Genomic DNA, 23,817 nt, shown 5'->3' with positions numbered 1-23,817 from the left:
GTCTGCTCGCGACGCCGCGCATGGCGAACAAGCGATCCAGCGCGCAACCGTCGCGATAGACTCGCAGCACAAATAGCGATTCGGGGGAACAAATGACGTGCGAAGTAGCCGTCCTGAATCGGCTTGCCGTAGCGTTAGCCGCCGACAGTGCAGTAACTTACACCGCCCTCACTGGCAGCGCTCAGCAGCGCACCTACGCGACTGGGGCCAACAAGATTTTCCAGCTGACAAGGGCGGCCCCCGTCGGCGCGATGCTTTACAACACCGCCGACCTGCAAGACATCCCGTGGGAACTAATCATCAAATCGTTCCGCGATGAGGTCGAGAATGGCCGCCGCGACACCCTGTCCGAATATGCTTCAGCGTTGGCTGATTACATCCGAGGCCACGACGCATTGTTCCCCCCGGCTCTCCGCGAAAAACACTTCAGACAGCTTGCCGCTGGGGCCTTCTTCCGGCTACTCAACAAGGCACTCGGATCGAACGAGAGACTAAGGCTGCCTGGAGACGCCAATGAGTTGCAGGCAGCAATGCGCGAGTTCGTAGGCACTGAGAGCGCCTTGAATGCATCGATGCCCCTAGCGCAACACTTTACCGAACAGGACTTGGTCGACGCGAAGGCAAGTCAAGCTGACTGGCTGATCCAAGAGATTGCCGATTACCTACAGGCTCCTGGAGCGCACCATCATTTGATGGGAAATATCGATGCCGATGCCTTTACGGATCTCGTGATCGAGTCCCTCTACAGGTTTTATATGTGGCACTTCGACGACCTGTATACCGGGATCGTTGTCGCTGGCTACGGGGACAAAGAATACCTCCCGTCATACGTCGAGGTCCGGTATTACGGGTTTCTACTGAACCGCCTTATCGTAGATCCAGTTTCACATCAAGCTATCGACCACAACGTTGACGCTCTCATCGACGCGTTTGCAAAGAAGTCGATGGTTCAAACGTTCATGTCCGGCTTCGCACCGGAAGTGTTCAGCACAGTTACGGGGCTTTTCAAAGAGCACGCGGGCAACCTTCTCGCGGGTCTAAACCTTGCGCCGGCCGATGCTGACGCAGCAACCCAGCGCCTACAACAAGTGCAGAACGAGTTTTCGCAGGCGTGGGCCAAGCAGACTTGGGATTCCCACTATGCTCCCCTCACGTCGGTCATTTCTGGTCTGCCTCCAAGCGAGATGGCGGAGTTGGCAGAAACGCTCGTCATGCTAGAATCTTTGAAAGAAAAGGTGACGCAGCGTACACAATCCGTTGGCGGTCCCGTTGATGTGGCAGTTATTACACGCGCCGAAGGGTTGATTTGGATCAAGCGGAAACACTACTTCCGTGCGGACCTGAATCCGCGCTATTTTGCACGTCAGACCAACTAACGAGCGGGCCACTATGACTGAACCGACTGTTGTCTCTCCGGACGACTTTATGGATTTGCTCCGCCAGGAGCATGCCAACCCGTTCGTTCATCCTAGCCAGCCTCAGCCCCAGAACAAGCCGACTGAAGACTATACCGAAGCATATGCCGCGCTTCGGCGCGAGTTTGACGCCGACCTGTACGGACGAGTCAGCCTGAAACGAATCGCAAGCCTATCCCGTTAATTTGTTCACCTCGTGAGATGACGATGGCCGCTGGATAGCGGCCATTTTTGTGTTTGGTGGCCAGCTTCCGTGGCCCTTGACGTTGCCCGGGCGACCCTCCAAACCGCCGTCAGCGGTATGCCCTCCCGCAAAGCTGCTCACACTCTTTGACCGCGGCCGCACGCCGCGCGTCGATCCACTTGGCCAGATCCTCGACGTGGACACCCTTGGCGGACTTCTTCGATCCCTCGATGCGCACGAGAGGCAGCGCAATCTCGCCGAGACCGACTTTGCGCACGAGCTGCTCGGGCGTCAGGTGCGAGAAGTAGTCGCGGCAGACGAGATCAATGGGCACGACGGCCATTGCGCCGTACTGGGCCATCAAAATGTACCAAGTGTTCATCGCCCTTCCCCCGAGCACCAAGCCACGTGAGCCAGCGCACGGACAGTGCGTAGCGCGCGTCAACCATGCCTATCAACCGAGGGTGCCGCTCCAGAAGTTCCGGCAGCAGCAAGCGCGACGCGCGCGCGAAAGCGTGGGCGTGTCGGTCCATTAGATACGACGACAAAAACCACGGAAACGCGTTACCAGAGATCCTCGTCGGCGTCACGAGCCCGAACATGCACGCGACCTCGCCATCGACGACCCATGACCACGCAGACGCTGAGCGAGCCAGTTCCCCGATCAGGACGTCCAATACCGACAATCCGGCCGAATCACGCAACTCGCGGACCTCGGCCTCACGCGCGCGCGGCGCCATGGCAATGGCGTGCTCGACGGTGGCCGGAACAATCTCGCCGATCATGTCGCCACTCCCTCGACCGACGCCAGGACGTAACGAAGAGCCGCAAGATCGCTTCGCGTTGCCTCGATGGTCTTCGCGCCAAGGTCAACGGCAGCACGTATGTCCCGCATGCTCTGGACAACCTGAGCGGCACGCGCCTCCAGTCCGTCAATCGCGAACACGTCCCCAGGGAGTCGTTCGTGTGCGGCGAGCCACTCCTCACGCAGTCGATTCATCTCGACGTAGCAAGACAGCATGCCCTCGAGCACAGCCGGCCGGCCCTGCGCGTCAACGGCTCCGAGCCAGTCGAGCGCCGATCGGGCTGGCAGGATCGCGCGCGGCCGCTTCTGGACCTTGATGGGTTTAAGCGTCCACGGCAATCTCCCTCGGGGACCTCGCAAAGCTGATCGAGCAGTTGCCGATCTACAAGCAGATGGTGAGTCTGCGCAGCGAAGTAGAAGCGCTCCGAAAGCGCGTCGAACTGCTTGAGCAGTCGGGCGCGAGCGCGCCCAAGCGCGACGAATGCCCAAAGTGCCACGGCCTGACGTTCGGCCTAGATCGGACCGCTCCGGATCCGACGTTCGGGGACATGGGTGTCGAGCGTGACTACTACCGCTGCCAGTCGTGCGGATACGAGCGATCCGCACAGCGCGGCTGAGGCTCCTTGCATGATTTCGAGGGGGGATTGCGATTGCTCGGGACGAGCGAGAACTTGGCTCATGATGCGACCTCCGATGACTGTGCGGTTGTTTCCCGCTTCCCGTCGCCAAACGGGTGAGCGGGCGCTAAGCAGGGTTGGCGAACCGGCGTCATCGGATACCGGCAGACCCGTAGGTCTCCCCGCCCAGGCCCGCCCATTGGAGGCATGCAAAGGCGAGCGCAAAAACAAAAGCCGCGCGAATAACGGCGCGGCTTCTTTGCGCCGATGACTGATCAGGTCGCCAAACCCGAGCCGCTGTCGTCTCTGCGGGGATTCCGCTGTAGTCCGCGAATAGTGGCGAGTCAAGTGCCGGCCCGCACTGAAACCCCTTAACATCACCTGTACGAACGGCCGCCTGGTAGCCAGTCCGGCAATCCCTCGTCGAGGACGTCAAGATGCCATCCAAACGAATAGCTCCCGTGCTGCCCGTCTACCGGCAGCCGTCTGAGCTCGACCGGCTCAAGAGCGAAAACCGGCGGCTCAGAGACGCGTTGTTCCTCACGCGAGAGAGCCTCATCGATCTCATGGATCCGATGGGCTTACTGGGCGGGTACCTGGGTGTTCGCGACGACGTCCAGCTCGAAACCTGGCGACGTGCTGCCTTGACGGCAGTGATGGAGACCGCTCAGGTCCGCCCCGGCGCAGAGATGGGCGACCCGCGCTGGCCGCGCGCTCTATGCCCGCTCTGCCGCCAGGGTGCGCAAGGCGCGCGCGACGTCCGGGGGTTCGCGGTGCCTGCAGGTCTGCATCGGCACCTCCTCGGCGAGCTCAACTCGCAGCAGTGCCCGATATTTCGCGCTGCCGAGGCCATCGCACTCGAAAACATCTACGACATCGCATTGGGACGTCCGCAACCAAATTGGAGCCGATGACGACAGCTCGATCACTCCGGTTACTTCCGTCTTCCGGATGCCTGATAAATCGGCGGCCGCGGGAGATCGGGAGGTTCAGCGGCAGCCGTCGCCACGGCGAGGCAGGTCGACGTCGAACTGCGCCTTGAACCAGGCCGCCTGCCCAGAGTAGCGCTTCTTGCCAGTGATCTGCTCCAGCTCTTCGGCGGTCAAGAGATCGTTTGCCATGGGTCCTCCCAATTCGACCACTGTTTGATCATAGGCGTAGTGACGATCTCAGCCGCGTTGATTGCCGTAGAGCGCCGCGCGATCGTCGGCGCGCCGGGCCTGCCGCTGTCGGACGACGCGAAAGCACTGATCGCCAAGCTGAAGGGGCTCCTGTAGACGCTGTAGGGGCGTCTGAGGGGCGCCTCAAGCGGCCGTATCAGTAGCCTTTCTTCACGGTACGCGGAAAGCCACTTTCGATGTTGCTGGGTGGCGTCAATTCCTTCACAACGCGATTCATACGATCTTGCAACAACTCGCGTGCCAGAGCGTTGAACGATTTCTCGCCTTCGAATTCCTCACCGGGAGGCACGCGCGAGATAGCGTCTTCGACGATGAGCTGTACGATTTCTGGTCGATTTTCGGAGATGTGTTTCAGGATGGCGGTCAGCAACGCGTCATCTGCATATGCTGCTGCTCGCTCGAGTAGATCCTGCGGGTACTTACTGGTGTCCATGCTTTTTCCTTTAGATCGGCACATGCCGATCCAAACACGTTGGGGCACGGAAAGTGGATTCAGCCGCGCCGGATCAGCGTAAACCCTGCCTTCTCTCAGGTCTTCGGACCGGAGTTGGCCCGCAACGGGAAACCGGCTGCGGGCTTTTTTATTCAAGAGCGTCGTGCGTCACCCTAGGCGTTTCAGGCTGCAGAACCGAGCGGTCACACCTCCTTGAGGCCCACCCACATCTGACCACTCGTGACCGCTTCGGTGACGAGAACACCAAAGTCGTCATGGACGCTCAGCGCGGCCGCCTTGGCCTTGTCGATAACTTGCGCTTTGGTTATGGCGCCGTCGAAATCGTACTCAGCGGGCGGCAGATGATATTCCTTGCCGCCACCTTTGATGGTGCGGCTGAAGCCGGCCTTTTTCATGGCTACGTGCAGATCGGTGTAAGCCTGTTCGTCTTCACGAACGCCGTGGAGGATAACGCGTGTGGTGAATGAGGGCATCGCTGGTCTCTCAGTTTGTGGTTGACGACATCCAGTTGGCTGTCCGACTGCACATGGAGGCGAGATTCTCCTGATCAATAACGGGTAAACCCTCATGCGCATAGGAAAATGGAATGGCAGTGAATAACGTCGACTGGATCGAGATCGAAGGTGCGTACCGCGCCGGCGTCGATTCGGACCGGCAGCGCCGACACACTCACGTTGAAAGCAGCGGCTAACCGTTCCTCCGCATGGCATGCGAGATGGATGCACCAGCCATCGCCGCGATCTGGCTCTGCGTGCGCAGGTCAGTGCCACCAGGCATCACGAACTGGTTCGAGACGCTGACGTTTCCGGACGCGCACGGCGAGTTCATGTGCGCCGGCACGATCGCTTCGCCGCGGTGGACCTGCGCGATCATGTCGTTCGGCACGAACGGCGTACCGACGTCGAACGACGCCAGGCCAAGCCCCATGAGCGCCGACAAGCCGGTCGAGCCAGTATCCGCCATCGCGCCCACCGCTACTGCCCCAGCTGACCCTGTCACGCCGGTAGCTGTGAATCCGAACGCGCCGGCCATATCGTCGCTACCGAGACTACCCAGCAACCCCGACAGCGGGCTACCTGCGCCGCCAGCGCCCGCCGCGAGCGATGCGGTGAATGCCGCCAGCGCCGCCTTAGCGGATGTGACTGCAGCCGTCATCGCCGAGATTCCCGTCGTGTCGGCCGTCACGGCCGTCGTGTGCGCGGTCGTCGCAGTCGTCCCATCCGCCTGCGCTGCTCACGGTGCATCGTCGACACGATTCGTGTGCGTGGTCACGCGCAATCGACGGTGCCGTTCACGACTCGGCACCGCTGGGCTGGGCCAGCAGCACCGCGCCGCACGTCGTCGTGTGCCCTTCCAGCGCAACCGGCGCACCGAAATCCAGACTGTTCGCACAACCCTCCGCGATCTCGAAGACATGAGGTGCGCAGATCGGACAGGTCACCTTGTCGCCTTGGCGCGCGATCGGAATCGCCTCGCGCCCCCATGTCGAAGAAGGGCTGCCGGAAATCACCCGCCCGCCATGACTGGTCGTGTCGCCCACCACGATCTGCACCTTCCCGCCTACTGTTGCTCGCATCACCTGCATCACCTCGTCAAGAATGGGCGGACACGTCACTTCAACGCCTGGATGGGCGGATCCTGGTAGGCCGTGTCGATCGTATAGCCCTGCCCCTTCAGGGCAGCCTCGGTAGCGATGCGCTTCGCGTGGTACTTCTGCAGTTCCGCGGGCAACAGCGTCTTCCAGTTGCGAATTTTTTCGGCGTTCCCGCGGAAATACCCCAGCCCGTAGAACGCATACTCGTTCCTGATGCGAGCCGTCAGAAGATAGGTCGTCTTCCCGACAAAGCCGCCCATGTTCTTCTCCGACAGCGAAATCTCCAGATAGGCGCCATCTGCATAAAACACCCATCTCGGCATTTCCTTCACGGCGGCCTTCCACTCCTCGATCGTCGGTGTGTAAGCGGAATCGAGGGAATAAATCGAATACGTCTTCATGTAGTCCCACGCCTGCTTGCCGGTCAGGCGCGGACTGCTGACGTCGATGTACCGGACCCAGCCGTTCGCGCGCAGATCCTGAAACAGTTTCGTCATGCGCGCCAATGCGGCCTCGTGCGTGTCGGCCTGCTCGGGGCTGACGCCAAAATTGATATTCCACGTGTAGATGCCGCCCGGCACATCCTTGTCCGCTGAACCCACCGCGGACAGCACGTTGTCCAGCACGAAGCCATGCGTCCCCTGCATGAACTTCACCGTGCCGAGATTGCCGCGCATCCAGTCATGCTGATAAAAGCTCGTACCTGACGGATGATTGTCGACGGACGCGCCCGGACCGTTGAGATCGGAGTCCTTGGGATCGCCGAGCCGGATAACTGTAAGTGATGAATTCATGCCGTTGCGGTTGTCGAGGGTTGAGCGGGCGTTCCCGTTGTGCGATGCGAGTACGACGCCAAGCAGGAGCGCCCCGAGGATCAGTACAAGGAAATGAGTCTTTTTCATCAGGTATCGGGTCTGTCGCCCCAGCTCTTGATCGTTCCGAGATAATCGAGCATGACTTGCCTCCTGGGCCCCTGCATCAACCCGTCGTACTTCGTTGCTGCCGTCTGGAATCCGGCTCTTCAGCTTGACGTCGCTGCGCGTCGACAGCACATCGAGCGTGAAGTCGTAATGCCGGCCGATCTGCGAAAGCCCGGCCGCATGCTGCGGCAACAACACGTCGGGCCCAAGCGGAGTGTCGACTTTCAGCAGGCGGTCCTGCTGGATCAGCCCTCCCTTGAAGCGCCCACACGATTTCCTGCGCACTCATTCCAATCCCTTTATTGCTTCTTTTGCCGTCGTTTTTTCACCAGATGGTGGCTGGCGCTCTCAGCGCCGCGATTCTACTGTCAAATAGTCGACCACTCTCGTGGCCGTGCCCTCACTTCCGGACGCGCCTCGCCGGATGCCGTTACAATCCGGCGCTCCGATTCGCGAAACGGGAAACCCACGTCATGAAGCCCTTCATCGTTTCGTCGCTTGCCGCGCTGCTGGTTGCCGTCAGCACGCAGGCGACGGCCGACACCGCCTCCGGCAGCGACGCGCAAGCGTCGTGCGCGATCGCCTACGTAACCGGCGTCGGCGGCTCGCCGCGCGGCTTGAGCGAATACCTCGCGAGCCCGTCGCCCTACAACTACGTGAAGGACAACGACCTCCAGTGCAAGGTGGGCGACGACGGACGCACATCGAACTGCACCGGCGTGACCTATCTCCGGAACGAACAGGTCAGCGTGTACGACGATTCCGATCCGGCGACGCTGACCGTCGTGGCACGCGTGGAGCTCGACCACGGCCAGAAATACCCCGTGATCATCGTCGTGCAGCGCAAGGACGCCCGTTGCAAACAATGATGCAGCGCCGCGCGCAACGCCGCCCGTCGAAACGGCGCGTGCGTTCGCGCCGGGCCTCGCGCGCCAACTGAGCCGCGGGCACGGGCAGCCGCCCGTCGCCGCATCGCGCCGCGCCGGAAGCCTCCCCGCCCGCCGCCCGATCACCTAGAATTCGATCAACACGGCGACACGACCGCCGCCGCGTACTCGATGCCGCGCGCGCCACCCCTGCGTGCGGTACACGGAGATCGTCATGACCGAACTGTCGATACCGACGGAACCCGTCGATTACGAAGGCTTCGAGATCCATGTCGTGCCGGCCGCCGTGCCCGGCGGCGACACGCGCTACACCTACACCGGCTACGTCTGCCATCCAGGCGCGAATCCTGCGTTGCCCGGCCACGCAGTGCCATTCCACGCGGACGGCGAGGAAAGCTTCGCGAGCCTCGACGAAGCGGTCCACGAAGCCGTGCACATCGGCAAGAGCATCATCGACGGCACGCACCCGGACCTGTCGATCCTGTCGCTCGTCACGCACGGCTTCTGAACCGGGCGGCACGCATCGCCGACGATTGCGCGGGCGTCGGCAGCGGTGCTGCGTGCAGCCATCGCCGCGCCCGGCCGGACCATCGCCACGTGCCTGCGTGCCAATCGCGTTCCGCGCCTTTCTTTCAACCTTGCAACACGCACGCCGGGATGCACACGCATGGCAGCCGCTCGAGCGTGCTGTCACATGTCACGTCACATCACGATGCGCGGGTGCACGCCTGCCCGTCATCAGCGATCGCATCGTCCTGCATCGCCCGTTATGCGTTTCTCCCGATATCGGCTCGCGTCCGTGCGCCTATCATTTTTTTATAGTCACTTCTGGCTAGCCCCCCATGCGCCCCCTTCCCCGTCCGTGCGTCGACCGGCTGCGTGCAGTTGTGCTGGCTGTCGTCGCCATGCTCGCGGCGTGCACGATCACGCCGCCTCCGTCACTGCATTCGATCCTGACGATTCCGTCGATCACCCGCAGCGGCAGCCTCGACCAGTACCGCGTCGAAGTCGCGCGGCGTGTCGCCGAACGCAATCCGTCCGGCATGCTGCGCGGCACGCCGCAGGCCATGCTCCGCTCGCTCGTCGTCGTGGCCTTCACCGTAGATGGCAGCGGCCGGCTCGTCAACGCGTCCGTCTATCGCAGCAACGGCGACAGCGAGGCGGAAGCGCTCGCACTCGCGTCGCTGCGCCGTGCGGCACCGTTGCCGCCGCCCCCATCGCGTCTGCTCGACGGCAACGGCCGGCTCGAATTGATGGAAGGCTGGCTCTTCAACGACGACGGCCACTTCCAGTTGCAAAGCACCGCGTCGGCGCAGGCGCAATCGATCGACTGACCGGTCGCTGCCCCGCGATTGCCGGTGCGCGGCAGCGCTGGCTATAATTTTCCGCAATCGCGCGGCCATCACGCCGCGCGCGCGTTCGCGCGCCCCACCCGGCATGCGAGCCGACCACGCCGGCACCGGGCGGCGGCGACCTACCCGTCTCCATCGTCGACCGGCGGGTGACGTCCGCGCCACGGCGCGCGTTCACGCCGCCACCGCATCATCCGCTCGGCTGCCCCCGGCAGGCGTCCGCCTGCCTGACCGCACGCTCAGCCGACCGCCCCAACGACAAAACGGAGACCTCCATGTCCGCATCCCCCCCGGCCGTTGCACACGCAACCGGTTCGGCCGGCGCCGTCAGCCACCGGCGCATCGTGTTCGCCAGCTTCATCGGCACCGCGATCGAGTTCTACGATTTCTACGTGTACGCAACGGCCGCCGCGCTCGTCATCGGCCCCGTGTTCTTCCCGCACGGGTCCGCGACCGCACAGGCGCTGTCCGCTTTCGTCACGTTCGGTATCGCATTCATCGCACGCCCGATCGGCTCGTTCCTGTTCGGGCACTTCGGCGACCGCATCGGCCGCAAATCGACGCTCGTCGCGTCGCTGCTCGTGATGGGCGTGTCCACCACCGCAATCGGCTTCGTGCCCGGCTACGACGCGATCGGCGCGCTCGCGCCGGTGCTGCTGTGCGTGCTGCGCTTCGGCCAGGGGATCGGCCTCGGCGGCGAATGGGGCGGTGCCGCGCTGCTCGCGACCGAGCACGCGCCGCAGGGCAAGCGCGGCTGGTTCGGGATGTTCCCGCAGCTCGGGCCGTCGGTCGGCTTCCTGATGTCGAACGGCCTGTTCTTCGCGCTCGCGCTGTCGCTGTCGGACGAGCAGTTCCGCAGCTGGGGCTGGCGCATCCCGTTCCTGGTCAGCGCGGTGCTCGTCGCGCTTGGCCTGTACGTGCGGCTCAAGATCACCGAAACGCCGGCGTTCCAGGCCACGCTCGATCGCAACGAGCGCGTGCGGGTGCCGGTCGCGACACTCATCACGCAACACTGGCAGCCAACGCTGCTCGGTGCGCTTGCAATGGTGGTCTGCTACACGCTGTTCTACATCTCGACGGTGTTTTCGCTGTCGTATGGCGTGTCGGCGCTGCATATTCCGCGCCAGAGCTTCCTCGGCCTGCTGTGTTTCGCGGTCGTGTTCATGGGGCTCGCAACGCCGCTCTCCGCGTGGGCATCCGACCGCTTCGGCCGCAAGCCGGTGCTCATCGTGGGTGCGATCGCCGCGCTGCTGTCGGGTTTCGCGATGGAACCGTTGCTCGGCAGCGGCTCGATGCCGCTCGTCGCGCTGTTCCTGACGATCGAGCTGTTCCTGATGGGTGTGACGTTCGCACCGATGGGCGCGCTGCTGCCGGAACTGTTCCCGACCAACGTCCGCTACACGGGCGCGGGTGTCGCGTACAACCTCGGCGGGATCCTCGGTGCGTCGATCGCACCGTATATCGCGCAACTGCTGGCGGCGCGCGGCGGGCTGTCGTGGGTCGGCGGATATGTATCGGTTGCGGCAACAATCAGCCTGATCGGTGTGCTGCTGATGCGCGAGACGCGTGACGCGTCGCTCGTCTGAGACTCCGGGGCGACCCGGGTTGTGCGGTGGCCGGTGCTGCCTATACTCGATCCTGGGTGCGCCGCTGCGCGCCCCCGGGATCCCGCCCCGAAGGAGCCGCCGCCATGAACATCCGCCTCGGCAATGCCGATCTCGTCCTGATCCTCGCGCTCGCGCTGGGTGGCGCGCTACTGCTTGCGCTGCGCTTCCGTCCGAAGACGTGGCGCGGCCTCGTGTTCGAGGCGCTGCTGGCGAATCTGGCGGCCATCGCCGCCGTTGTCACGGTCGAGGCGCTGCTCGCCTGAACCGGCCCGCCCCGCTCCGTCAGGCGGTCAGCCGCGCGCGCAGCGCGCCGTAGACCGGGCCGACCGCATCGATCGCGTCCAGCGCGTCGTCGACGGACGGAATCGTGCCCGGTTCGCCGATCGACAATGCATTCGGTGCGCCGCCGATCCCGCAATGGTGGCGCGACGTCGCGACGAAAATCATCACGGTCGGCCGCTGCAGCGCGTGCGCCATGTGCACGAAACCCGTATCGACCCCCACCACGAGCGCAGCCCGGCCGAGCGCCGCGCCGAGCTCGCGCACCGTCATCGCAGGCAGCACGACCGCCCCCGGCACGCGTGCAGCGATGTCCTGCGCATCGTCATGCTCGGCAGCCGATCCCCACGGCAACAGCACGCGCACGCCGCGCGCCATCATTTGCGTGGCGAGTGCGGCCCAGTGGTCGGCCGGCCATTTCTTGTCGGGATTGGACGTCGCGTGGAACAGCAGCATGAATGGGGCGCCATCGGTCACGGCGGCCGGCAGGTTCACGTCCTGCGGCGGAACGATGCCGTACGTGGCGATACCCTCGGGTTCGTAGCCGAGCGCCTCGCCGGCGCTCACGCGCATCCCGTGCCACGCGTCGCAGTCCGGCCGCGGGCCGAAACGGTGCGAATACGCGAAGCGTGCGCCCGTTTCGCCGAGATCCTGCGTCTGGTAGCCGACGCGGCGCGCGGCGCGTGCGAGCGCCGAAATGATTGCGCTCTTGTAGACGCCATGCAGGTCGATCACCGCATCGTAGCGGTGCCGCCGCAGCGCGCTGATCGACGCCGTGATCGCCTTCAGGTCGCCGCGATTGCGCATCTTCTTGAAGCGGCGCAGCGGCGCGCAAAGGACGTTGCTGACGCCCGGATGCCAGCGCACGACCTCCGCACACGATTCATCCACCGCCCAATCGACCGTTACGCCGGGAAAAGCACGATGCAGATCCGCGACGACGGGCAGCGTCTGGACGACGTCGCCGAGCGACGTCACTTTCACGATGAGGATACGTTTCACGATGTGTGGGGATGGGCCGACCAATTCGAAATGCTAACGATGGTCACCCATCGCGAACATTACGCGAAAATTACTTTTGCAACAAAATGCATCTCGTTGATGGACTATTGTCGCACCCCGCAGGCATGCGGTTGTTTTTATAATTCGATCTTTGCCTACCGGCCCGCGTCGATGCCACGCCCCGCTCTTCCCGCCCTGTTTCCCGCACTCACCCGTCGCTCGCTGAGAATCTGGCGCCAGTACGGCGTCTTCTGGCTCGGCGCGATCGTCGTCGGCCTCGCGGCCGTGCTCTACGCTCGACTGATCGACTGGGGCTACGAAACCTTCCGCACGATGCGCGATCACGCCGCGTGGCTGCCGCTGCTGGTGACGCCCGCCATCGCCGCGGTGTCCGTATGGATCACCCGCCGCTTCTTCCGCGGCGCAGAGGGCAGCGGCATCCCGCAGGTGATCGCGACACTGCATGCGCGCCCGAGTGCGTTCGGCTCCCGGCTGCTGACGCTGCGCATCCTGTTCGGCAAGGTGCTGGTCTCGTTCCTCGGCATCCTGGGCGGCTTCACGATCGGCCGCGAAGGGCCGACCGTGCAGGTCGGCGCAGCCCTGATGTTCAACCTGCGGCGCTTCTACCCGCGCTCGAACGCACAAATCGAACGCCAGCTGGTACTGGCCGGCGCGGCGGCCGGGCTGTCGGCCGCGTTCAATACGCCGCTCGCCGGGATCGTGTTCGCGATCGAGGAGCTGACGCGCAGCTTCTCCGCGCGCGCCAGCGGCGTGCTGATCACCGCGATCATCCTCGCCGGCGTCGTCGCGCTCGGGCTGAACGGCAACTACACGTATTTCGGCACGATCGATGCCGGCCCCCATTTCCCGAAACTGCTGGCGCTCGCCGTGCTGGTCACCGCGATCGTGACGGGGATCGCCGGCGGCCTGTTCTGCTGGCTGCTGCTCAACACGGGGCGCTGGCTGCCCGCGCAACTGCTCGGCCTGTATCGCGAGCGGCCGATCGCGTTCGCCGCGCTGTGCGGTTTCGCGATCGCCGTCGTCGGCCTCGTATCGGGCGGCACGACCTTCGGCAGCGGCTACGCCGAGGCACGCGGCCTGCTCGACGGCAGCCAGCATCTGTCGGTGTTCTATCCGTTCCTGAAGATGGTGTCGATGGTCGCGTCGTACCTGCCGGGCATCCCGGGCGGGATCTTCGCGCCGTCGCTGTCGATCGGCGCCGGGTTCGGCAACCTGCTGCACGTCGTGTTCAGCAACATGAGCCTGCCGATGCTGATCGCGCTCGCGATGGTCGGCTACATGGCGGCCGTCACGCAGTCGCCGATCACGTCGTTCGTGATCGTGATGGAGATGATCAACGGTCACGCACTCGTGATTTCGCTGATGGCCACCGCGCTGGTGTCGAGCCGCGTGTCGCGCTTTTTCGCGCCGCCGCTTTACGAAACGCTCGCCCTGCGCTATCTCGCGCCGCCCGTCGCGGCCGCGGAACCGGCTGCGGCAGCCTCGGCGGGCACAACGGTGGCAACCGCCGTGACCGAGCCGCAGGATGCGGCCGCCGCGCCCGCCGATCCGCTCGACACGCTGCGCGACGAAGGCGGCAAAGGCGACGAAGTGCCGCCCGCTTCCACGCCGGTCGAGGGCGCGGCGCATGCGCCGGCGCCGCATGACGACGAGCCGGCTGCGGCCGGGACGAACGGTCCGGCGCAGCCCGGCCAGCGCGACGCTCAGTAGATCACGACGGGTGCCGGCCGGTAGTACACGGGCCGCGCCGGCACGACGATGCATCCGGCCAGCGTGATCGCGACGAGCGCGATGGCGATTGCGGTTCTTTTCATCGCTCGCCTCCATCATGCCCAGTGGCCACGGGTCCAGAACCAGTTCGGACCGCGCTGGTCCCAATGGCCCGGCACCCATTGCATGCCGACGCGCTCGGCTTCCCAGTGTCCGCCGATCCACACGTAGCGGCCATGATCCCAGTGCCAGTGCCCGCGATCCCACACGTAGCCCACACGCGCGGCCGGCACGACCTCGTAGCGCACCGGCGGCGGCGCGTTCGGCGAGACGACGACGATTTCCTCGGTGCGCACGGCGACCGGCTCGGCCACCACTACGCGGCCCTGCGGAACGAGCACGGGCGTGCCGACGAGAATCTCGTCCGCATGCGCGGCAAGCGGCGCGACGACGGCTGACAGGCTCGCGGCAAACAGTGCGAGCGAAACGATACGACGTTGAACGGTAGAGACAGCCATCACAACCTCCTGGTTGAACAAGTTACGCGAGCGTATTCGTTCAATGCGGGAGGGGCGATAACGGCCGACAGACGCCGTGTTACGGCATGCCCGAAAGTGCAACAGGGCGTAAGACGCGCACGGCGGCGAGTGCCGCCGTGCGGAGGGATACCCGCAACGGTCAGGCTTGCGGGATCTCGATCTTCACTTCGAGGACTTCGAGATCGTCCTGGCGCTCGAGGCTCACGCGGATGTCATCGTTCGAAATATGGACGTACTTCGAGATGACCGCGACCAGCTCCTTCTGCAGCGCCGGCAGGTAATCGGCCGGCGGCCGGCCGCCGACGCGCTCGTGCGCGATGATGAGCTGCAGGCGCTCCTTCGCGACCGATGCGGACTTTTTCTTCTCGCCGAGGAGAAACGAAAGGATGGACATGGACGGCCTCCGTTACTTGCTGCCGAAGAGGCGCTGCAGCAGGCCCGGCTTCTGGTAATCGGTGAAGCGCAGCGGCTTGTCTTCGCCGAGGAAACGCGCGACGACGTCCTTGTACGCTTCCGCGACGTCGGTGCCGTCGATATGCACGGCCGGCAAGCCCTGGTTCGATGCGTGCAGCACGGCTTCCGACTCGGGCACCACACCGATCAGCTTGATGCGCAGGATCTCGCTGATGTCCTCGAGCGACAGCATCTCGCCTTCGCTGACGCGCTTCGGGCTGTAGCGCGTGATCAGCAGGTGTTCCTTGATCGGATCCTTGCCTTCGGTCGCGCGCTTCGTCTTCGACGACAGGATACCGAGAATGCGGTCCGAGTCGCGCACCGACGACACTTCCGGGTTCGTGACGATCAGCGCTTCGTCCGCGAAGTACATCGCGTGCAGCGCGCCCGCCTCGATGCCGGCCGGCGAATCGCAGACGATGTATGCGAAGTCCATCGCGACCAGGTCGTTGAGCACCTTTTCGACGCCGTCACGCGTGAGCGCGTCCTTGTCGCGCGTCTGCGACGCCGGCAGGATGAACAGGTTCTCGCACTTCTTGTCCTTGATCAGCGCCTGGTTCAGGTTCGCTTCGCCCTGGATCACGTTCACGAGGTCGTACACCACGCGGCGCTCGCAGCCCATGATGAGATCGAGGTTGCGCAGGCCGACGTCGAAGTCGATCACGGCTGTCTTGTGGCCGCGCAGCGCGAGACCGGACGCAAAGCTCGCGCTCGTCGTCGTCTTGCCCACGCCGCCCTTGCCCGAGGTCACCACGATGATTTTTGCCATTTACCCAATACCCTGTGTTCGTCAATGAGAGCCGATCGATCCGGAGCGCACCGCGTGTCTTACGTCAGGCGCAGCGGTTCGATCATCAGTTTTTCCTCTTCGAGCCGGATCTGCACCGATTTGCCCAGTACTTCGGCGGGCAACGGGTTCTCGGTTGTTCGATAGATACCCGCGATCGAAATCAGTTCCGGCTCGAGACACGTGCAGAAAATGCGCGCGTCGTGATTGCCGTGCACGCCCGCGAGTGCGCGGCCGCGCAACGGCGCGTAGATGTGGATGTTGCCTTCCGCGATGATCTCCGCGCCGTGACTGACCGGCGCGAGCACCACGAGGTCTCCTTTCGCGTAAATCTGCTGCCCCGAACGCAACGGCCGGTCGATCACGAGCGTCTGGCCGCCCGTGTGCAACAACGTCGGTGCGGGCTCCTGCGCCGGTTCGGCTGCCGGAGCGACGGCTTCGGCGACGGGCGCCGGCGCCGGTTCCGCTTCGTCGGCGTGCTTCGCGGCCGGCGCACGGCGATCGCGCGCCTCGAGCAACGGCAGGCCGGCTTCCCCCGCCCAGCCCTGCGTTGCCAGCGCGACGACGCCCACCGGGCGCATCCGCACGTCGTTCAGCATCTGGCGGATGTCCGCCAGCGCGACGCGTTCGCCGTCAGCCAGGCGGCGGACGTCGATCGCGACGACATCGTCGGCGAAAAACTCGGGAGTCGCTTCGAAGCGCTTGACCAGTTCGGTACGCAACGCATCGAGATCGGTCGTCTTCACGGTGAACAGCAACGTATCGACCGATCCGCTGCGCAGCTCGAAGAATGGCGATTTTTTAAGCGACATGGACACTCTGCAAAAATTTTTTGCGTATTTTACAGGCGTCCACGCGCGCGGCCATTATTTTTGGGGAGCCGGGTTGCGGCGGCCCGGGCGGGCGCGCAACCGGCAGGCGGGCAGGCAAGCGGGCGACCGGGCCTTCATCGCGCCGCGCAACCCGCGCCCTGACGTCGCGTCAGTGCTTCACCTGCGACACATACAGCGATTTCATCGCGCCGGGCATCCGCGCGATCGGCGCGTGTTCGCCGGTGTTGCCGAAACCCGCGCGCTCGTAGAAGCGGATCGCGTTGCGGTTCGCATCGGCAATCCAGGCGTAGACGTCCTGCGCGCCGCGATCGGCGAGCCATGCGGTGGCCGTCTCCAGCAGCAGCACGCCGCCGCGCAGATGACGCACCGCGTGCGCAACCCACAGCTCGCTGACGAACGCGCGCCGATCGGGCGTATTGTCGAAATACGCGCCGATCATGCCGGCCGGATGGCCTTCGGTATACAGCAGGAAAGTCGTCGACTCGTCGGATACGGCGCGCTGCGCGGCAATCGCCGACGCTGCGTCCGTTTCGACGTTCAGCAATTCGGCCTCCGGCGCTTCGCCGGGCGCGTAGGGCTCGCGCAGCGATGCGGCGCGGAGTTCGCGATACACGCCGCCCTGGTCGGCAACGATACGACGAACGGTCAAGGTCGAACTCATGCAGGCACAGCCCCCTTCGGACAGCAAGCTATTAGCTTCAACCGAAAGCGGGGCATGAGTCAAATCGTTATTTTCAAATGGCGGCGCGAATCGAAAGGCAGCATGCACCGCCGGCAGCCAAGCGGCCCGCTCGTGTGCAGGTGCAGCATCGCCATGTCCATGCGTACCGCCGAAAGACGGTTGCGGCGGCCGCGTTCAACGCATGACGCCAGTCGCCTTGCGACATGAGGCAGCCGCCCATCGAACCCTGCGGATTTCAGCGCGCAATTCGTAATGATCCGTAAGATTGGTGACCCCGAAAACAGGTATCGCGGGTACCTGTCGCGCTCCGCATATTGCATCGCAACATTTGTTGCGAACCGACGGCACCGATCCCCGCACGCGTCACGGCGCGCCATCCGTCTGACAAACCGGCCACTCGTGCGGGCCGAGCCGGCGTTCCCCGCATGTTTCAATCGGCGTGCGCGGGCCCTTCCCTGCCTGCGCCGCACGCGCCCCGCCGTTTGGAGCCGCGCGCCTAGCGCCGGAGTTTGGCAAGCGTGCACATGGGTCGTATAACAGGCAGAACCGGGTAACGATCCGGCTCGACCGCGCGTGCGTCGCGGATCAACGAGAATTCGAACCACCGTACAGGCGGCCGCCCTCGCGCCGGCCGGCAGGAGGGAGACAATGGCAATGACCGACGGATCGGCTTCGGGCTGGTCGGATGGCAAGCGTTACCTGTGGCTGCTTGGCGCGTTGACGATCACGCTACCGATCCTCGCCGCCCAGCTCGCGCTGTCGACCGGCCTGCACGTGTTCTGGTGGTTCGGCCCGCTGTTCGCATTCGGCGTGATCCCGATCCTCGACACGCTGATCGGCGACGATCGCGACAACCCGCCCGAGGACGTCGTACCGCACCTCGAACGGGAGCGCTACTACCGGTTGATCGTCTATCTCGCGACCCTCGTCGAATACGTCGCGTTCTTCGTGTGCGTATGGATCGTCGGCACGCACGCGCTCGCCTGGTACGACTACGTCGGCTTCGCGCTGTCGCTCGGCGCCGCGACGGGCATCTCGATCAATACCGCGCACGAACTCGGGCACAAGACCAACCGCGTCGAGCGCTGGCTCGCGAAGATCACGCTCGCGCCGGTCGCATACGGCCACTTCTACGTCGAGCACAACCGCGGCCACCACGTGCGCGTCGCGACGGCCGAGGATCCGGCCAGCGCGCGCTATGGCGAATCGTTCTGGGCGTTCCTGCCGCGCACCGTGACCGGCAGCATCGGCTCGGCGTGGCGGCTCGAGAAGGCGCGCCTCGAACGGCTCGGACATTCGCCGTGGACCTGGCGCAACGAGGTACTGCACGCGTGGGCGATGACCGTCGTCGTGTGGGGCATCGCGATCGCGATGGCCGGCAAGGCCGTGATTCCGTTCCTCGTGATCCAGGCCGTCTACGGTGCGTCGCTGCTCGAAGTCGTGAACTACGTCGAGCACTACGGGCTCGGCCGCCGCAAGCTGCCGAGCGGCCGCTACGAACGCTGCACGCCGCAGCATTCGTGGAACAGCAATCACGTCGTCACCAACCTGTTCCTGTACCAGTTGCAGCGGCACGCCGACCATCACGCGAATCCGACGCGCTCGTACCAGGCGCTGCGCCACTTCGACAATTCGCCGCAACTGCCGGCCGGCTACGCAACGATGATCCTGTTCGCGTACGTACCGCCGCTCTGGTATCGCGTGATGAATCCGCGCGTCGTCGCGCACTACGGCGGCGACATGGCGCAATCGAACATCAAGCCGTCGATCCGCGCCCGGGTGCTCGCGCAATATCCGGCCGCAGCCTGATGGCGGAAGACGAGCCGGTGGCGGCTGGCGCCGGCGCGCCGCCCCTCGGTTCCGTCGAAGTCCGGCGCGACGGCGCCGCCGTCACGCCGTTTCCGGCAGCCTGAACACGGCCACCGCGTGGCGCAGCGCGCTCGCCTGCTCGGCCAGCGCCTGCGTCGCGGCCGATGCCTGCTCGACGAGCGCCGCGTTGCGCTGCGTCGCTTCGTCCATCTGCGTCACCGCGATGTTCACCTGCTGGATGCCGCCGCTCTGCTCCTGCGACGCGGACGAGATCTCGCCGACGATCGTCGTGACACGCTGCACGGCGCCGACGATCTCGTGAATCGATTCGCCCGCACGACCGATCAGCACGGCGCCTTCGTCGACCCGCTGCGTCGACTGCTCGATGAGCCCCTTGATCTCCTTCGCGGCAGCGGCGCTGCGCTGCGCGAGCGTGCGCACTTCCGCCGCGACGACCGCGAAGCCGCGCCCCTGCTCGCCCGCGCGGGCCGCCTCGACCGCTGCGTTCAGCGCGAGGATGTTGGTCTGGAACGCAATGCCGTCGATCACCGCGATGATCTCGCCGACCTTCGCCGAGCTGTCGGCGATGCCGTTCATCGTATCGACGGCATCCGTCATCACGCCGCCGCCTGCCGACGCGATGTTCGACGCGTCGCGCGCCAGCTGCGCCGCGTGCTGCGCGTGCTCGGCCGACTGGCGGACGATGCCCGTGAGTTCGGTCATGCTCGCGGCCGTCTCCTCGAGCGACGCGGCCTGCGCCTCGGTACGCGCCGACAGGTCATGATTGCCCGACGCGATCTGTGCGCTCGCGGTCGCGACGGCTTCGGCGTGCGTGCGCACTTCGAGCACGACACACGACAGGCTTGCCTGCATCGTCTGCAGTGCGCGCAGCAGATCGGCGATCTCGTCGCGGCCGGCTGCGTCGACGTCGCGTGTCAGGTCACCCTCTGCGACGGCCTGCGCGCACGCCACTGCGCGGTCGAGTGGACGCAGGATCGCGCGGCTGAACAGGAACGCGCCGACCATCGCAACGCCGAGCACGACCAGCATCAGCACGAGGCTCGCGGTAGTGGCGTGCTGTGCATCGCGGCTCGCCTGCGCCGACACGGCGGCACTCTCGTCGGCGATCGACTTCGCGGCCCGCTCCAGCAGCGCCGCGGGTTCGCGGTCGACGCCCGCCACGGCGGCATCGCCGGCCGACGGCTCGAAGCCGGCAGCCTTGAACGCGTCGAACCCGCGCCGGTACCCGTCGCCCATCGCCGTATGCGCGCGCATGAACTGCTCGACGAGCGAGCGGCTCTCGCCGGGCGGCAACTGATGAACGAGCTGCGCGGCAAGCGTGTCGACCGTCCGCTCGCGCGTCTGGAACGCCTGCCAGTACTGGTCGAGCTTGTCGGGCTGCTTGCCGCGCAACAGCGTGTCCTTCCATTCCTGCACTTGCAGCTTGAACTGCACGAGCGTGGCCGACACGAGCCGTTCGTCGCCGACGTTCGTCTGCACGTCTTCGGCGAACGTATCGATCGACCGATTGAGAATGTGGATACCGTACAGCGCGCCACCGAACATCATCAGCAGCGCGACGGCGAATGCGAGGGGAATCTTGTAGCTCAGCTTCATGGGACCTTGAATCGACGGGAAACGAGGCGGCCCGGCACGGGCGCCGGCCGCCGCCTCGTGTTAACGGCGCCGGAAGCGCGGGCTTAAAGCTGAAGAAAGCGGTGAAGACCGGACGCGTGCGAAAACGCCGGCCGCAGTTCGGTCAGGTCGGATGCGTCGCGCGCGGCCCGGCTGTCGCGGCCCTGCGCGGGCCCGCCATCCAGCGGCGCACGACGACGAGCGACAGCACGCCGAATACGATCCCGGCGATCACGTCGGCCAGGTAGTGGCCACCCTGTGTCGGCGTCGACACGATCATCACGGCATTCAGCACGACCGATGCGGGAAACAGGTAGCGGACATGCCGCACCGCATACGCGAGCAGCAGCGCCAGCATCACGTGGAACGACGGCAGCGACACGAGCCCCTGCGATTCGGACAGGCTGAACTGCCGAAGCCGCCCGCTGCGCAGCAGGTCGTAGTGCGACACGGTCGACGCGGTGTTCGCATCGGCGATGCCGAAATGGATGAATGCGCTTTGCGCGGGGAACGGCGTCGAGACGACGACCACGACGAGCAACGCGAATGCGAACAGCGTCATGAATTCGGCGAGGTCGTCATGCCGCCGTGCGGTCGCGAGAATGAACGGGACGGCGATCAGTTGCACGATGCTGCAGCGATACGCGAACGCCAGCACGCTCTGCAGTTCGGCATGCGCCCTCACCCAGCGATACAGGTCGGGCCAGTGAAAGCCGAGCAACGCATCGAACCGGACGAGATCGGCTTCGATCGACGGCGGCGCAAGCGCCACGCACAGGTAGTCGAGCACCACGACCGCCTGGCTGAAGGCAGCAATTGCCACGATGCAAAGCAACGCGATCGCCGATTCGCGCCATCGCCATGTGAGCGCTCGCTCGCGGTAGCGCGGGGCGTGCGACAGCACGATCAATGCCGCCGCAACTGCAATGGCAGCACATCCTGCCAGCCCCGCGAAATACGCCGCGATACCGAATGCCAACGCCATGCCGATGCCATGTGCGCCGCGGATGTCCACGACCGCGATGACGGCGGTCAGCAGCGCAATGCCCGTCAGGACTTTCGGCACTCGGTTCGTCATGGGATCGCGGAGTTTGCCGTTCGGCGCGGCGGTATCGGGGACGCGGCACGGTCATGCACGCAGTGGCTCGCATCGTATCAGCACGATCCGATGTGTCGCGAGTCGAGCTGTTGCCACTGCAATGGCTTGCGACACGACGCACGCACCGCGAGCCCAAAACGAAAAACCCCTTGATCCTTCCGGATCAAGGGGCTTCGTATTTTGGCGGAGAGGGTGGGATTCGAACCCACGGTACGGGGAAACCGTACGCCTGATTTCGAGTCAGGTACATTCGACCACTCTGCCACCTCTCCTTCCTTGCTGCTTTACTGCATTTCGCGGTTGGTCGTTTCCGCGAAAGAAAAGATTATAGAACGATCTCTTCGAATCTCACAAGCCCTTTTTGCAAATTTTTTGCGAGGACTTCGCGAGTTTGCCGGAACGTGCGCTTACGACGCCTGTGCCGGCGCGTCGATGCGCTCGATGCCGCCCATGTACGGACGCAGCGCTTCCGGCACCGTGACCGAGCCGTCCGCGTTCTGGTAATTCTCCAGTACCGCGACGAGCGTGCGGCCGACTGCGAGGCCCGAACCGTTCAGCGTATGGACGAGCTCCGGCTTGCCCTGCGCGTTGCGGAAACGCGCCTGCATCCGGCGCGCCTGGAACGCCTCGGTGTTCGAGCAGCTCGAGATCTCGCGATAGGTGTTCTGCGCAGGCAGCCACACCTCGAGGTCGAACGTCTTCGCGGCCGAGAAGCCCATGTCGCCCGTGCACAGCGTGATCACGCGGTACGGCAGGCCGAGCTTCTGCAGGATCGCTTCCGCATGGCCGACCATCTCGTCGAGCGCCGCGTACGATGTGTCCGGTGCGACGACCTGCACCATCTCGACCTTGTCGAACTGGTGCTGGCGGATCATGCCGCGCGTGTCGCGGCCGTACGAACCGGCTTCCGAGCGGAAGCACGGGGAATGCGCGGTCAGCTTGATCGGCAGTGCGGATGCATCGACGATCGACTCGCGCACGGTGTTCGTCAGCGAGATCTCCGACGTGGAGATCAGGTATTGCGTGACCTTGTTCTCCTCGCCGCCCTTCTCGACGCGGAACATGTCGTCCGCGAACTTCGGCAGCTGGCCCGTACCGTACAGGATCTCGGGGTTCACGATGTACGGCGTATACGTTTCGGTATAGCCGTGCTGCAGCGTGTGCGTATCGATCATGAACTGCGCGAGCGCGCGGTGCAGGCGCGCGATCGAGCCGCGCAGCATCGTGAAACGCGCACCGGCGAGCTTCGCGCCGGTCTCGAAATCGAGGCCGAGCGGCGTGCCGACGTCGACGTGATCCTTCACCTCGAAATCGAACTGGCGCGGCGTGCCCCAGCGGCGCACTTCGATGTTGTCGGCTTCGTCCTTGCCGACCGGCACGCTTTCATGCGCGATGTTCGGCATGCCCAGCATCAGGTCGGACAGGCGCGCCTGGATCTCGCCGAGCTTGGCTTCTCCCGCCTTCATTTCGTCGCCGATCCCGCCGACCTCGGCCATCACGGCCGACGTGTCCTCGCCCTTCCCCTTCATCGCGCCGATCTGCTTCGACAGGCTGTTGCGGCGCGCCTGGAGCTCTTCGGTGCGGGTCTGGATCGCGCGGCGTTCCGCTTCGAGGGCGGAGAACGCGGCGATGTCGAGGGTGTAGCCGCGATCGGCGAGGCGCTGGGCGACGCCGTCGAGGTCTTTGCGCAGCAACTGGATGTCGAGCATGGGAGGACTTGGAGAATCGTTGTGTAAGACGGGAATTCTAACGCACCGCGGGGCCGCCACGGCACTGGCCGGACGGACAATGCTGCAAACGGGCGATGACCGTGGTGCGACGGCCATGGCAGTATCGCATTGCCGGTCCGCCCGTCGGCACCCGCGGAATCGCGCGGCATCGACGCGCGGCGGATCGAGAAACACCCGTGTGCGCCTGCCGCGGCGCATCGAACACGGCACCCGCCACCCGTC

Annotated in this window: 29 protein-coding genes and 1 tRNA gene; 11 read left to right on the top strand and 19 right to left on the bottom strand. The window is 64.9% G+C overall.

The window, feature by feature from the left end; translation table 11 throughout:
- The first annotated feature begins 92 nt into the window (after positions 1–92).
- The gene (locus BDI24065_RS25275; RefSeq protein ID WP_175033550.1) at positions 93–1,376 is read left to right on the top strand and encodes a hypothetical protein; all 1,284 of its coding nucleotides are present in this window, start codon (positions 93–95) and stop codon (positions 1,374–1,376) included.
- A gap of 13 nt (positions 1,377–1,389) precedes the next feature.
- Positions 1,390–1,599: a hypothetical protein gene (locus BDI24065_RS25270; protein ID WP_175033549.1), complete on the top strand. Its 210-nt coding sequence runs from the start codon at positions 1,390–1,392 to the stop codon at positions 1,597–1,599.
- 109 nt (positions 1,600–1,708) lie between these two features.
- On the opposite strand, the gene BDI24065_RS25265 is transcribed toward BDI24065_RS25270, so the two are convergent.
- Genes BDI24065_RS25265 through BDI24065_RS25255 form a run of 3 tightly spaced genes read right to left on the bottom strand, consistent with a single transcriptional unit; the run spans position 1,709 to position 2,743 of the window.
- Positions 1,709–1,981, bottom strand: a complete 273-nt coding sequence (locus tag BDI24065_RS25265) for a pyocin activator PrtN family protein (RefSeq protein WP_175033548.1) — start codon at positions 1,979–1,981, stop codon at positions 1,709–1,711.
- Entirely contained in the window at positions 1,923–2,384 is a 462-nt protein-coding gene (locus tag BDI24065_RS25260) for a hypothetical protein (RefSeq protein ID WP_175033547.1), read from the bottom strand. The genes BDI24065_RS25265 and BDI24065_RS25260 overlap by 59 nt, the downstream gene beginning before the upstream one ends.
- Complete coding sequence (locus tag BDI24065_RS25255; protein ID WP_175033546.1) at positions 2,381–2,743, bottom strand: hypothetical protein; 363 nt, start codon at positions 2,741–2,743, stop codon at positions 2,381–2,383. Before BDI24065_RS25255 ends, BDI24065_RS25260 begins: the two co-directional genes overlap by 4 nt.
- A gap of 35 nt (positions 2,744–2,778) precedes the next feature.
- On the opposite strand from BDI24065_RS25255, the gene BDI24065_RS25250 reads away from it, so the two are divergent.
- Complete coding sequence (locus BDI24065_RS25250) at positions 2,779–3,021, top strand: hypothetical protein (RefSeq protein WP_175033545.1); 243 nt, start codon at positions 2,779–2,781, stop codon at positions 3,019–3,021.
- Between the two features lie 461 nt (positions 3,022–3,482).
- Positions 3,483–3,935 (top strand): hypothetical protein, encoded by a 453-nt coding sequence (locus tag BDI24065_RS25245; protein WP_175033544.1) that lies wholly within the window; start codon positions 3,483–3,485, stop codon positions 3,933–3,935.
- Between the two features lie 75 nt (positions 3,936–4,010).
- On the opposite strand, the gene BDI24065_RS25240 is transcribed toward BDI24065_RS25245, so the two are convergent.
- The 6 genes from BDI24065_RS25240 to BDI24065_RS41635 all read right to left on the bottom strand — a co-directional run bounded on the left by BDI24065_RS25240 (position 4,011) and on the right by BDI24065_RS41635 (position 7,455).
- Positions 4,011–4,142: a DUF4224 domain-containing protein gene (locus BDI24065_RS25240; protein ID WP_175033543.1), complete on the bottom strand. Its 132-nt coding sequence runs from the start codon at positions 4,140–4,142 to the stop codon at positions 4,011–4,013.
- A 196-nt stretch (positions 4,143–4,338) separates the two neighbouring features.
- On the bottom strand, positions 4,339–4,635 hold the full coding sequence (locus tag BDI24065_RS25235; RefSeq protein ID WP_175033542.1) for a hypothetical protein: 297 nt from the start codon (positions 4,633–4,635) through the stop codon (positions 4,339–4,341).
- Positions 4,636–4,838: 203 nt separating this feature from the next.
- A complete protein-coding gene (locus BDI24065_RS25230) occupies positions 4,839–5,129 on the bottom strand; it encodes a DUF2622 domain-containing protein (protein ID WP_175033541.1) in 291 nt (96 codons plus the stop codon).
- Positions 5,130–5,343: 214 nt separating this feature from the next.
- The gene (locus BDI24065_RS25225) at positions 5,344–5,811 is read right to left on the bottom strand and encodes a hypothetical protein (protein ID WP_175033540.1); all 468 of its coding nucleotides are present in this window, start codon (positions 5,809–5,811) and stop codon (positions 5,344–5,346) included.
- A 136-nt stretch (positions 5,812–5,947) separates the two neighbouring features.
- The gene (locus BDI24065_RS25220; protein ID WP_438820034.1) at positions 5,948–6,208 is read right to left on the bottom strand and encodes a PAAR domain-containing protein; all 261 of its coding nucleotides are present in this window, start codon (positions 6,206–6,208) and stop codon (positions 5,948–5,950) included.
- Between the two features lie 59 nt (positions 6,209–6,267).
- Positions 6,268–7,455 (bottom strand): hypothetical protein, encoded by a 1,188-nt coding sequence (locus BDI24065_RS41635; protein WP_438820033.1) that lies wholly within the window; start codon positions 7,453–7,455, stop codon positions 6,268–6,270.
- 188 nt (positions 7,456–7,643) lie between these two features.
- Here BDI24065_RS41635 and BDI24065_RS25205 point away from each other — a divergent pair, with 188 nt between their 5' ends.
- From BDI24065_RS25205 to BDI24065_RS25185, 5 genes are all read left to right on the top strand, one after another.
- A complete protein-coding gene (locus BDI24065_RS25205) occupies positions 7,644–8,039 on the top strand; it encodes a hypothetical protein (protein ID WP_174918278.1) in 396 nt (131 codons plus the stop codon).
- A 232-nt stretch (positions 8,040–8,271) separates the two neighbouring features.
- Positions 8,272–8,565: a hypothetical protein gene (locus BDI24065_RS25200; protein ID WP_175033539.1), complete on the top strand. Its 294-nt coding sequence runs from the start codon at positions 8,272–8,274 to the stop codon at positions 8,563–8,565.
- 334 nt (positions 8,566–8,899) lie between these two features.
- Positions 8,900–9,391 carry an energy transducer TonB family protein gene (locus BDI24065_RS25195; RefSeq protein WP_175033538.1) on the top strand — a complete coding sequence of 164 codons (492 nt, stop codon included), beginning with the start codon at positions 8,900–8,902 and terminating at the stop codon, positions 9,389–9,391.
- A 293-nt stretch (positions 9,392–9,684) separates the two neighbouring features.
- Positions 9,685–10,995: an MFS transporter gene (locus BDI24065_RS25190; RefSeq protein ID WP_175033537.1), complete on the top strand. Its 1,311-nt coding sequence runs from the start codon at positions 9,685–9,687 to the stop codon at positions 10,993–10,995.
- 104 nt (positions 10,996–11,099) lie between these two features.
- The gene (locus BDI24065_RS25185; protein ID WP_021164136.1) at positions 11,100–11,279 is read left to right on the top strand and encodes a hypothetical protein; all 180 of its coding nucleotides are present in this window, start codon (positions 11,100–11,102) and stop codon (positions 11,277–11,279) included.
- A gap of 19 nt (positions 11,280–11,298) precedes the next feature.
- On the opposite strand, the gene waaC is transcribed toward BDI24065_RS25185, so the two are convergent.
- A complete protein-coding gene (waaC, locus tag BDI24065_RS25180; RefSeq protein ID WP_175033536.1) occupies positions 11,299–12,297 on the bottom strand; it encodes a lipopolysaccharide heptosyltransferase I in 999 nt (332 codons plus the stop codon).
- A 171-nt stretch (positions 12,298–12,468) separates the two neighbouring features.
- Here waaC and BDI24065_RS25175 point away from each other — a divergent pair, with 171 nt between their 5' ends.
- Entirely contained in the window at positions 12,469–14,028 is a 1,560-nt protein-coding gene (locus tag BDI24065_RS25175) for a chloride channel protein (protein WP_175033535.1), read from the top strand.
- A gap of 116 nt (positions 14,029–14,144) precedes the next feature.
- Here the strand turns inward: BDI24065_RS25175 and BDI24065_RS25170 are convergent, their stop codons facing one another.
- The 5 genes from BDI24065_RS25170 to BDI24065_RS25150 all read right to left on the bottom strand — a co-directional run bounded on the left by BDI24065_RS25170 (position 14,145) and on the right by BDI24065_RS25150 (position 17,301).
- Complete coding sequence (locus tag BDI24065_RS25170) at positions 14,145–14,546, bottom strand: YXWGXW repeat-containing protein (protein WP_175033534.1); 402 nt, start codon at positions 14,544–14,546, stop codon at positions 14,145–14,147.
- 160 nt (positions 14,547–14,706) lie between these two features.
- Positions 14,707–14,961 carry a cell division topological specificity factor MinE gene (gene minE, locus BDI24065_RS25165; protein WP_006486661.1) on the bottom strand — a complete coding sequence of 85 codons (255 nt, stop codon included), beginning with the start codon at positions 14,959–14,961 and terminating at the stop codon, positions 14,707–14,709.
- Positions 14,962–14,973: 12 nt separating this feature from the next.
- Positions 14,974–15,789, bottom strand: coding sequence for a septum site-determining protein MinD (gene minD / locus BDI24065_RS25160; RefSeq protein WP_175033533.1), 816 nt, complete (start codon positions 15,787–15,789; stop codon positions 14,974–14,976).
- Positions 15,790–15,848: 59 nt separating this feature from the next.
- On the bottom strand, positions 15,849–16,619 hold the full coding sequence (gene minC, locus BDI24065_RS25155) for a septum site-determining protein MinC (RefSeq protein ID WP_175033532.1): 771 nt from the start codon (positions 16,617–16,619) through the stop codon (positions 15,849–15,851).
- Positions 16,620–16,788: 169 nt separating this feature from the next.
- Complete coding sequence (locus tag BDI24065_RS25150; RefSeq protein WP_175033531.1) at positions 16,789–17,301, bottom strand: GNAT family N-acetyltransferase; 513 nt, start codon at positions 17,299–17,301, stop codon at positions 16,789–16,791.
- Between the two features lie 669 nt (positions 17,302–17,970).
- Between BDI24065_RS25150 and BDI24065_RS25145 the strand changes: the two genes are divergently transcribed.
- A complete protein-coding gene (locus BDI24065_RS25145) occupies positions 17,971–19,131 on the top strand; it encodes an alkane 1-monooxygenase (protein ID WP_175033530.1) in 1,161 nt (386 codons plus the stop codon).
- An 81-nt stretch (positions 19,132–19,212) separates the two neighbouring features.
- Here the strand turns inward: BDI24065_RS25145 and BDI24065_RS25140 are convergent, their stop codons facing one another.
- From BDI24065_RS25140 to serS, 4 genes are all read right to left on the bottom strand, one after another.
- Positions 19,213–20,748 (bottom strand): methyl-accepting chemotaxis protein, encoded by a 1,536-nt coding sequence (locus BDI24065_RS25140; RefSeq protein WP_175033529.1) that lies wholly within the window; start codon positions 20,746–20,748, stop codon positions 19,213–19,215.
- A gap of 142 nt (positions 20,749–20,890) precedes the next feature.
- Positions 20,891–21,844, bottom strand: coding sequence for a phosphatase PAP2 family protein (locus BDI24065_RS25135; RefSeq protein WP_254609863.1), 954 nt, complete (start codon positions 21,842–21,844; stop codon positions 20,891–20,893).
- A gap of 202 nt (positions 21,845–22,046) precedes the next feature.
- A tRNA-Ser gene (locus tag BDI24065_RS25130) sits at positions 22,047–22,137 on the bottom strand.
- Between the two features lie 135 nt (positions 22,138–22,272).
- Positions 22,273–23,574, bottom strand: a complete 1,302-nt coding sequence (gene serS / locus BDI24065_RS25125; protein ID WP_175033528.1) for a serine--tRNA ligase — start codon at positions 23,572–23,574, stop codon at positions 22,273–22,275.
- Between the last annotated feature and the right edge of the window lie 243 nt (positions 23,575–23,817).

The organism is Burkholderia lata (genome assembly GCF_902499025.1).
Classification (GTDB): domain Bacteria; phylum Pseudomonadota; class Gammaproteobacteria; order Burkholderiales; family Burkholderiaceae; genus Burkholderia; species Burkholderia lata_C.
The sequence above is the reverse complement of the archived record's forward strand: the minus strand, read 5'-3'. Positions and strand labels throughout refer to the sequence as shown.

Coding starts and splice junctions, on each gene's coding strand:
- BDI24065_RS25275 (WP_175033550.1), top strand. CDS start 93: ATGACGTGCGAAGTAGCCGTCCTGAATCGGCTTGCCGTAGCGTTAGCC.
- BDI24065_RS25270 (WP_175033549.1), top strand. CDS start 1,390: ATGACTGAACCGACTGTTGTCTCTCCGGACGACTTTATGGATTTGCTC.
- BDI24065_RS25265 (WP_175033548.1), bottom strand. CDS start 1,981: ATGAACACTTGGTACATTTTGATGGCCCAGTACGGCGCAATGGCCGTC.
- BDI24065_RS25260 (WP_175033547.1), bottom strand. CDS start 2,384: ATGATCGGCGAGATTGTTCCGGCCACCGTCGAGCACGCCATTGCCATG.
- BDI24065_RS25240 (WP_175033543.1), bottom strand. CDS start 4,142: ATGGCAAACGATCTCTTGACCGCCGAAGAGCTGGAGCAGATCACTGGC.
- BDI24065_RS25235 (WP_175033542.1), bottom strand. CDS start 4,635: ATGGACACCAGTAAGTACCCGCAGGATCTACTCGAGCGAGCAGCAGCA.
- BDI24065_RS25230 (WP_175033541.1), bottom strand. CDS start 5,129: ATGCCCTCATTCACCACACGCGTTATCCTCCACGGCGTTCGTGAAGAC.
- BDI24065_RS25225 (WP_175033540.1), bottom strand. CDS start 5,811: ATGACGGCTGCAGTCACATCCGCTAAGGCGGCGCTGGCGGCATTCACC.
- BDI24065_RS25205 (WP_174918278.1), top strand. CDS start 7,644: ATGAAGCCCTTCATCGTTTCGTCGCTTGCCGCGCTGCTGGTTGCCGTC.
- BDI24065_RS25200 (WP_175033539.1), top strand. CDS start 8,272: ATGACCGAACTGTCGATACCGACGGAACCCGTCGATTACGAAGGCTTC.
- BDI24065_RS25195 (WP_175033538.1), top strand. CDS start 8,900: ATGCGCCCCCTTCCCCGTCCGTGCGTCGACCGGCTGCGTGCAGTTGTG.
- BDI24065_RS25190 (WP_175033537.1), top strand. CDS start 9,685: ATGTCCGCATCCCCCCCGGCCGTTGCACACGCAACCGGTTCGGCCGGC.
- BDI24065_RS25185 (WP_021164136.1), top strand. CDS start 11,100: ATGAACATCCGCCTCGGCAATGCCGATCTCGTCCTGATCCTCGCGCTC.
- BDI24065_RS25175 (WP_175033535.1), top strand. CDS start 12,469: ATGCCACGCCCCGCTCTTCCCGCCCTGTTTCCCGCACTCACCCGTCGC.
- BDI24065_RS25170 (WP_175033534.1), bottom strand. CDS start 14,546: ATGGCTGTCTCTACCGTTCAACGTCGTATCGTTTCGCTCGCACTGTTT.
- minE (WP_006486661.1), bottom strand. CDS start 14,961: ATGTCCATCCTTTCGTTTCTCCTCGGCGAGAAGAAAAAGTCCGCATCG.
- minD (WP_175033533.1), bottom strand. CDS start 15,789: ATGGCAAAAATCATCGTGGTGACCTCGGGCAAGGGCGGCGTGGGCAAG.
- minC (WP_175033532.1), bottom strand. CDS start 16,619: ATGTCGCTTAAAAAATCGCCATTCTTCGAGCTGCGCAGCGGATCGGTC.
- BDI24065_RS25150 (WP_175033531.1), bottom strand. CDS start 17,301: ATGAGTTCGACCTTGACCGTTCGTCGTATCGTTGCCGACCAGGGCGGC.
- BDI24065_RS25145 (WP_175033530.1), top strand. CDS start 17,971: ATGGCAATGACCGACGGATCGGCTTCGGGCTGGTCGGATGGCAAGCGT.
- BDI24065_RS25140 (WP_175033529.1), bottom strand. CDS start 20,748: ATGAAGCTGAGCTACAAGATTCCCCTCGCATTCGCCGTCGCGCTGCTG.
- BDI24065_RS25135 (WP_254609863.1), bottom strand. CDS start 21,844: ATGACGAACCGAGTGCCGAAAGTCCTGACGGGCATTGCGCTGCTGACC.
- serS (WP_175033528.1), bottom strand. CDS start 23,574: ATGCTCGACATCCAGTTGCTGCGCAAAGACCTCGACGGCGTCGCCCAG.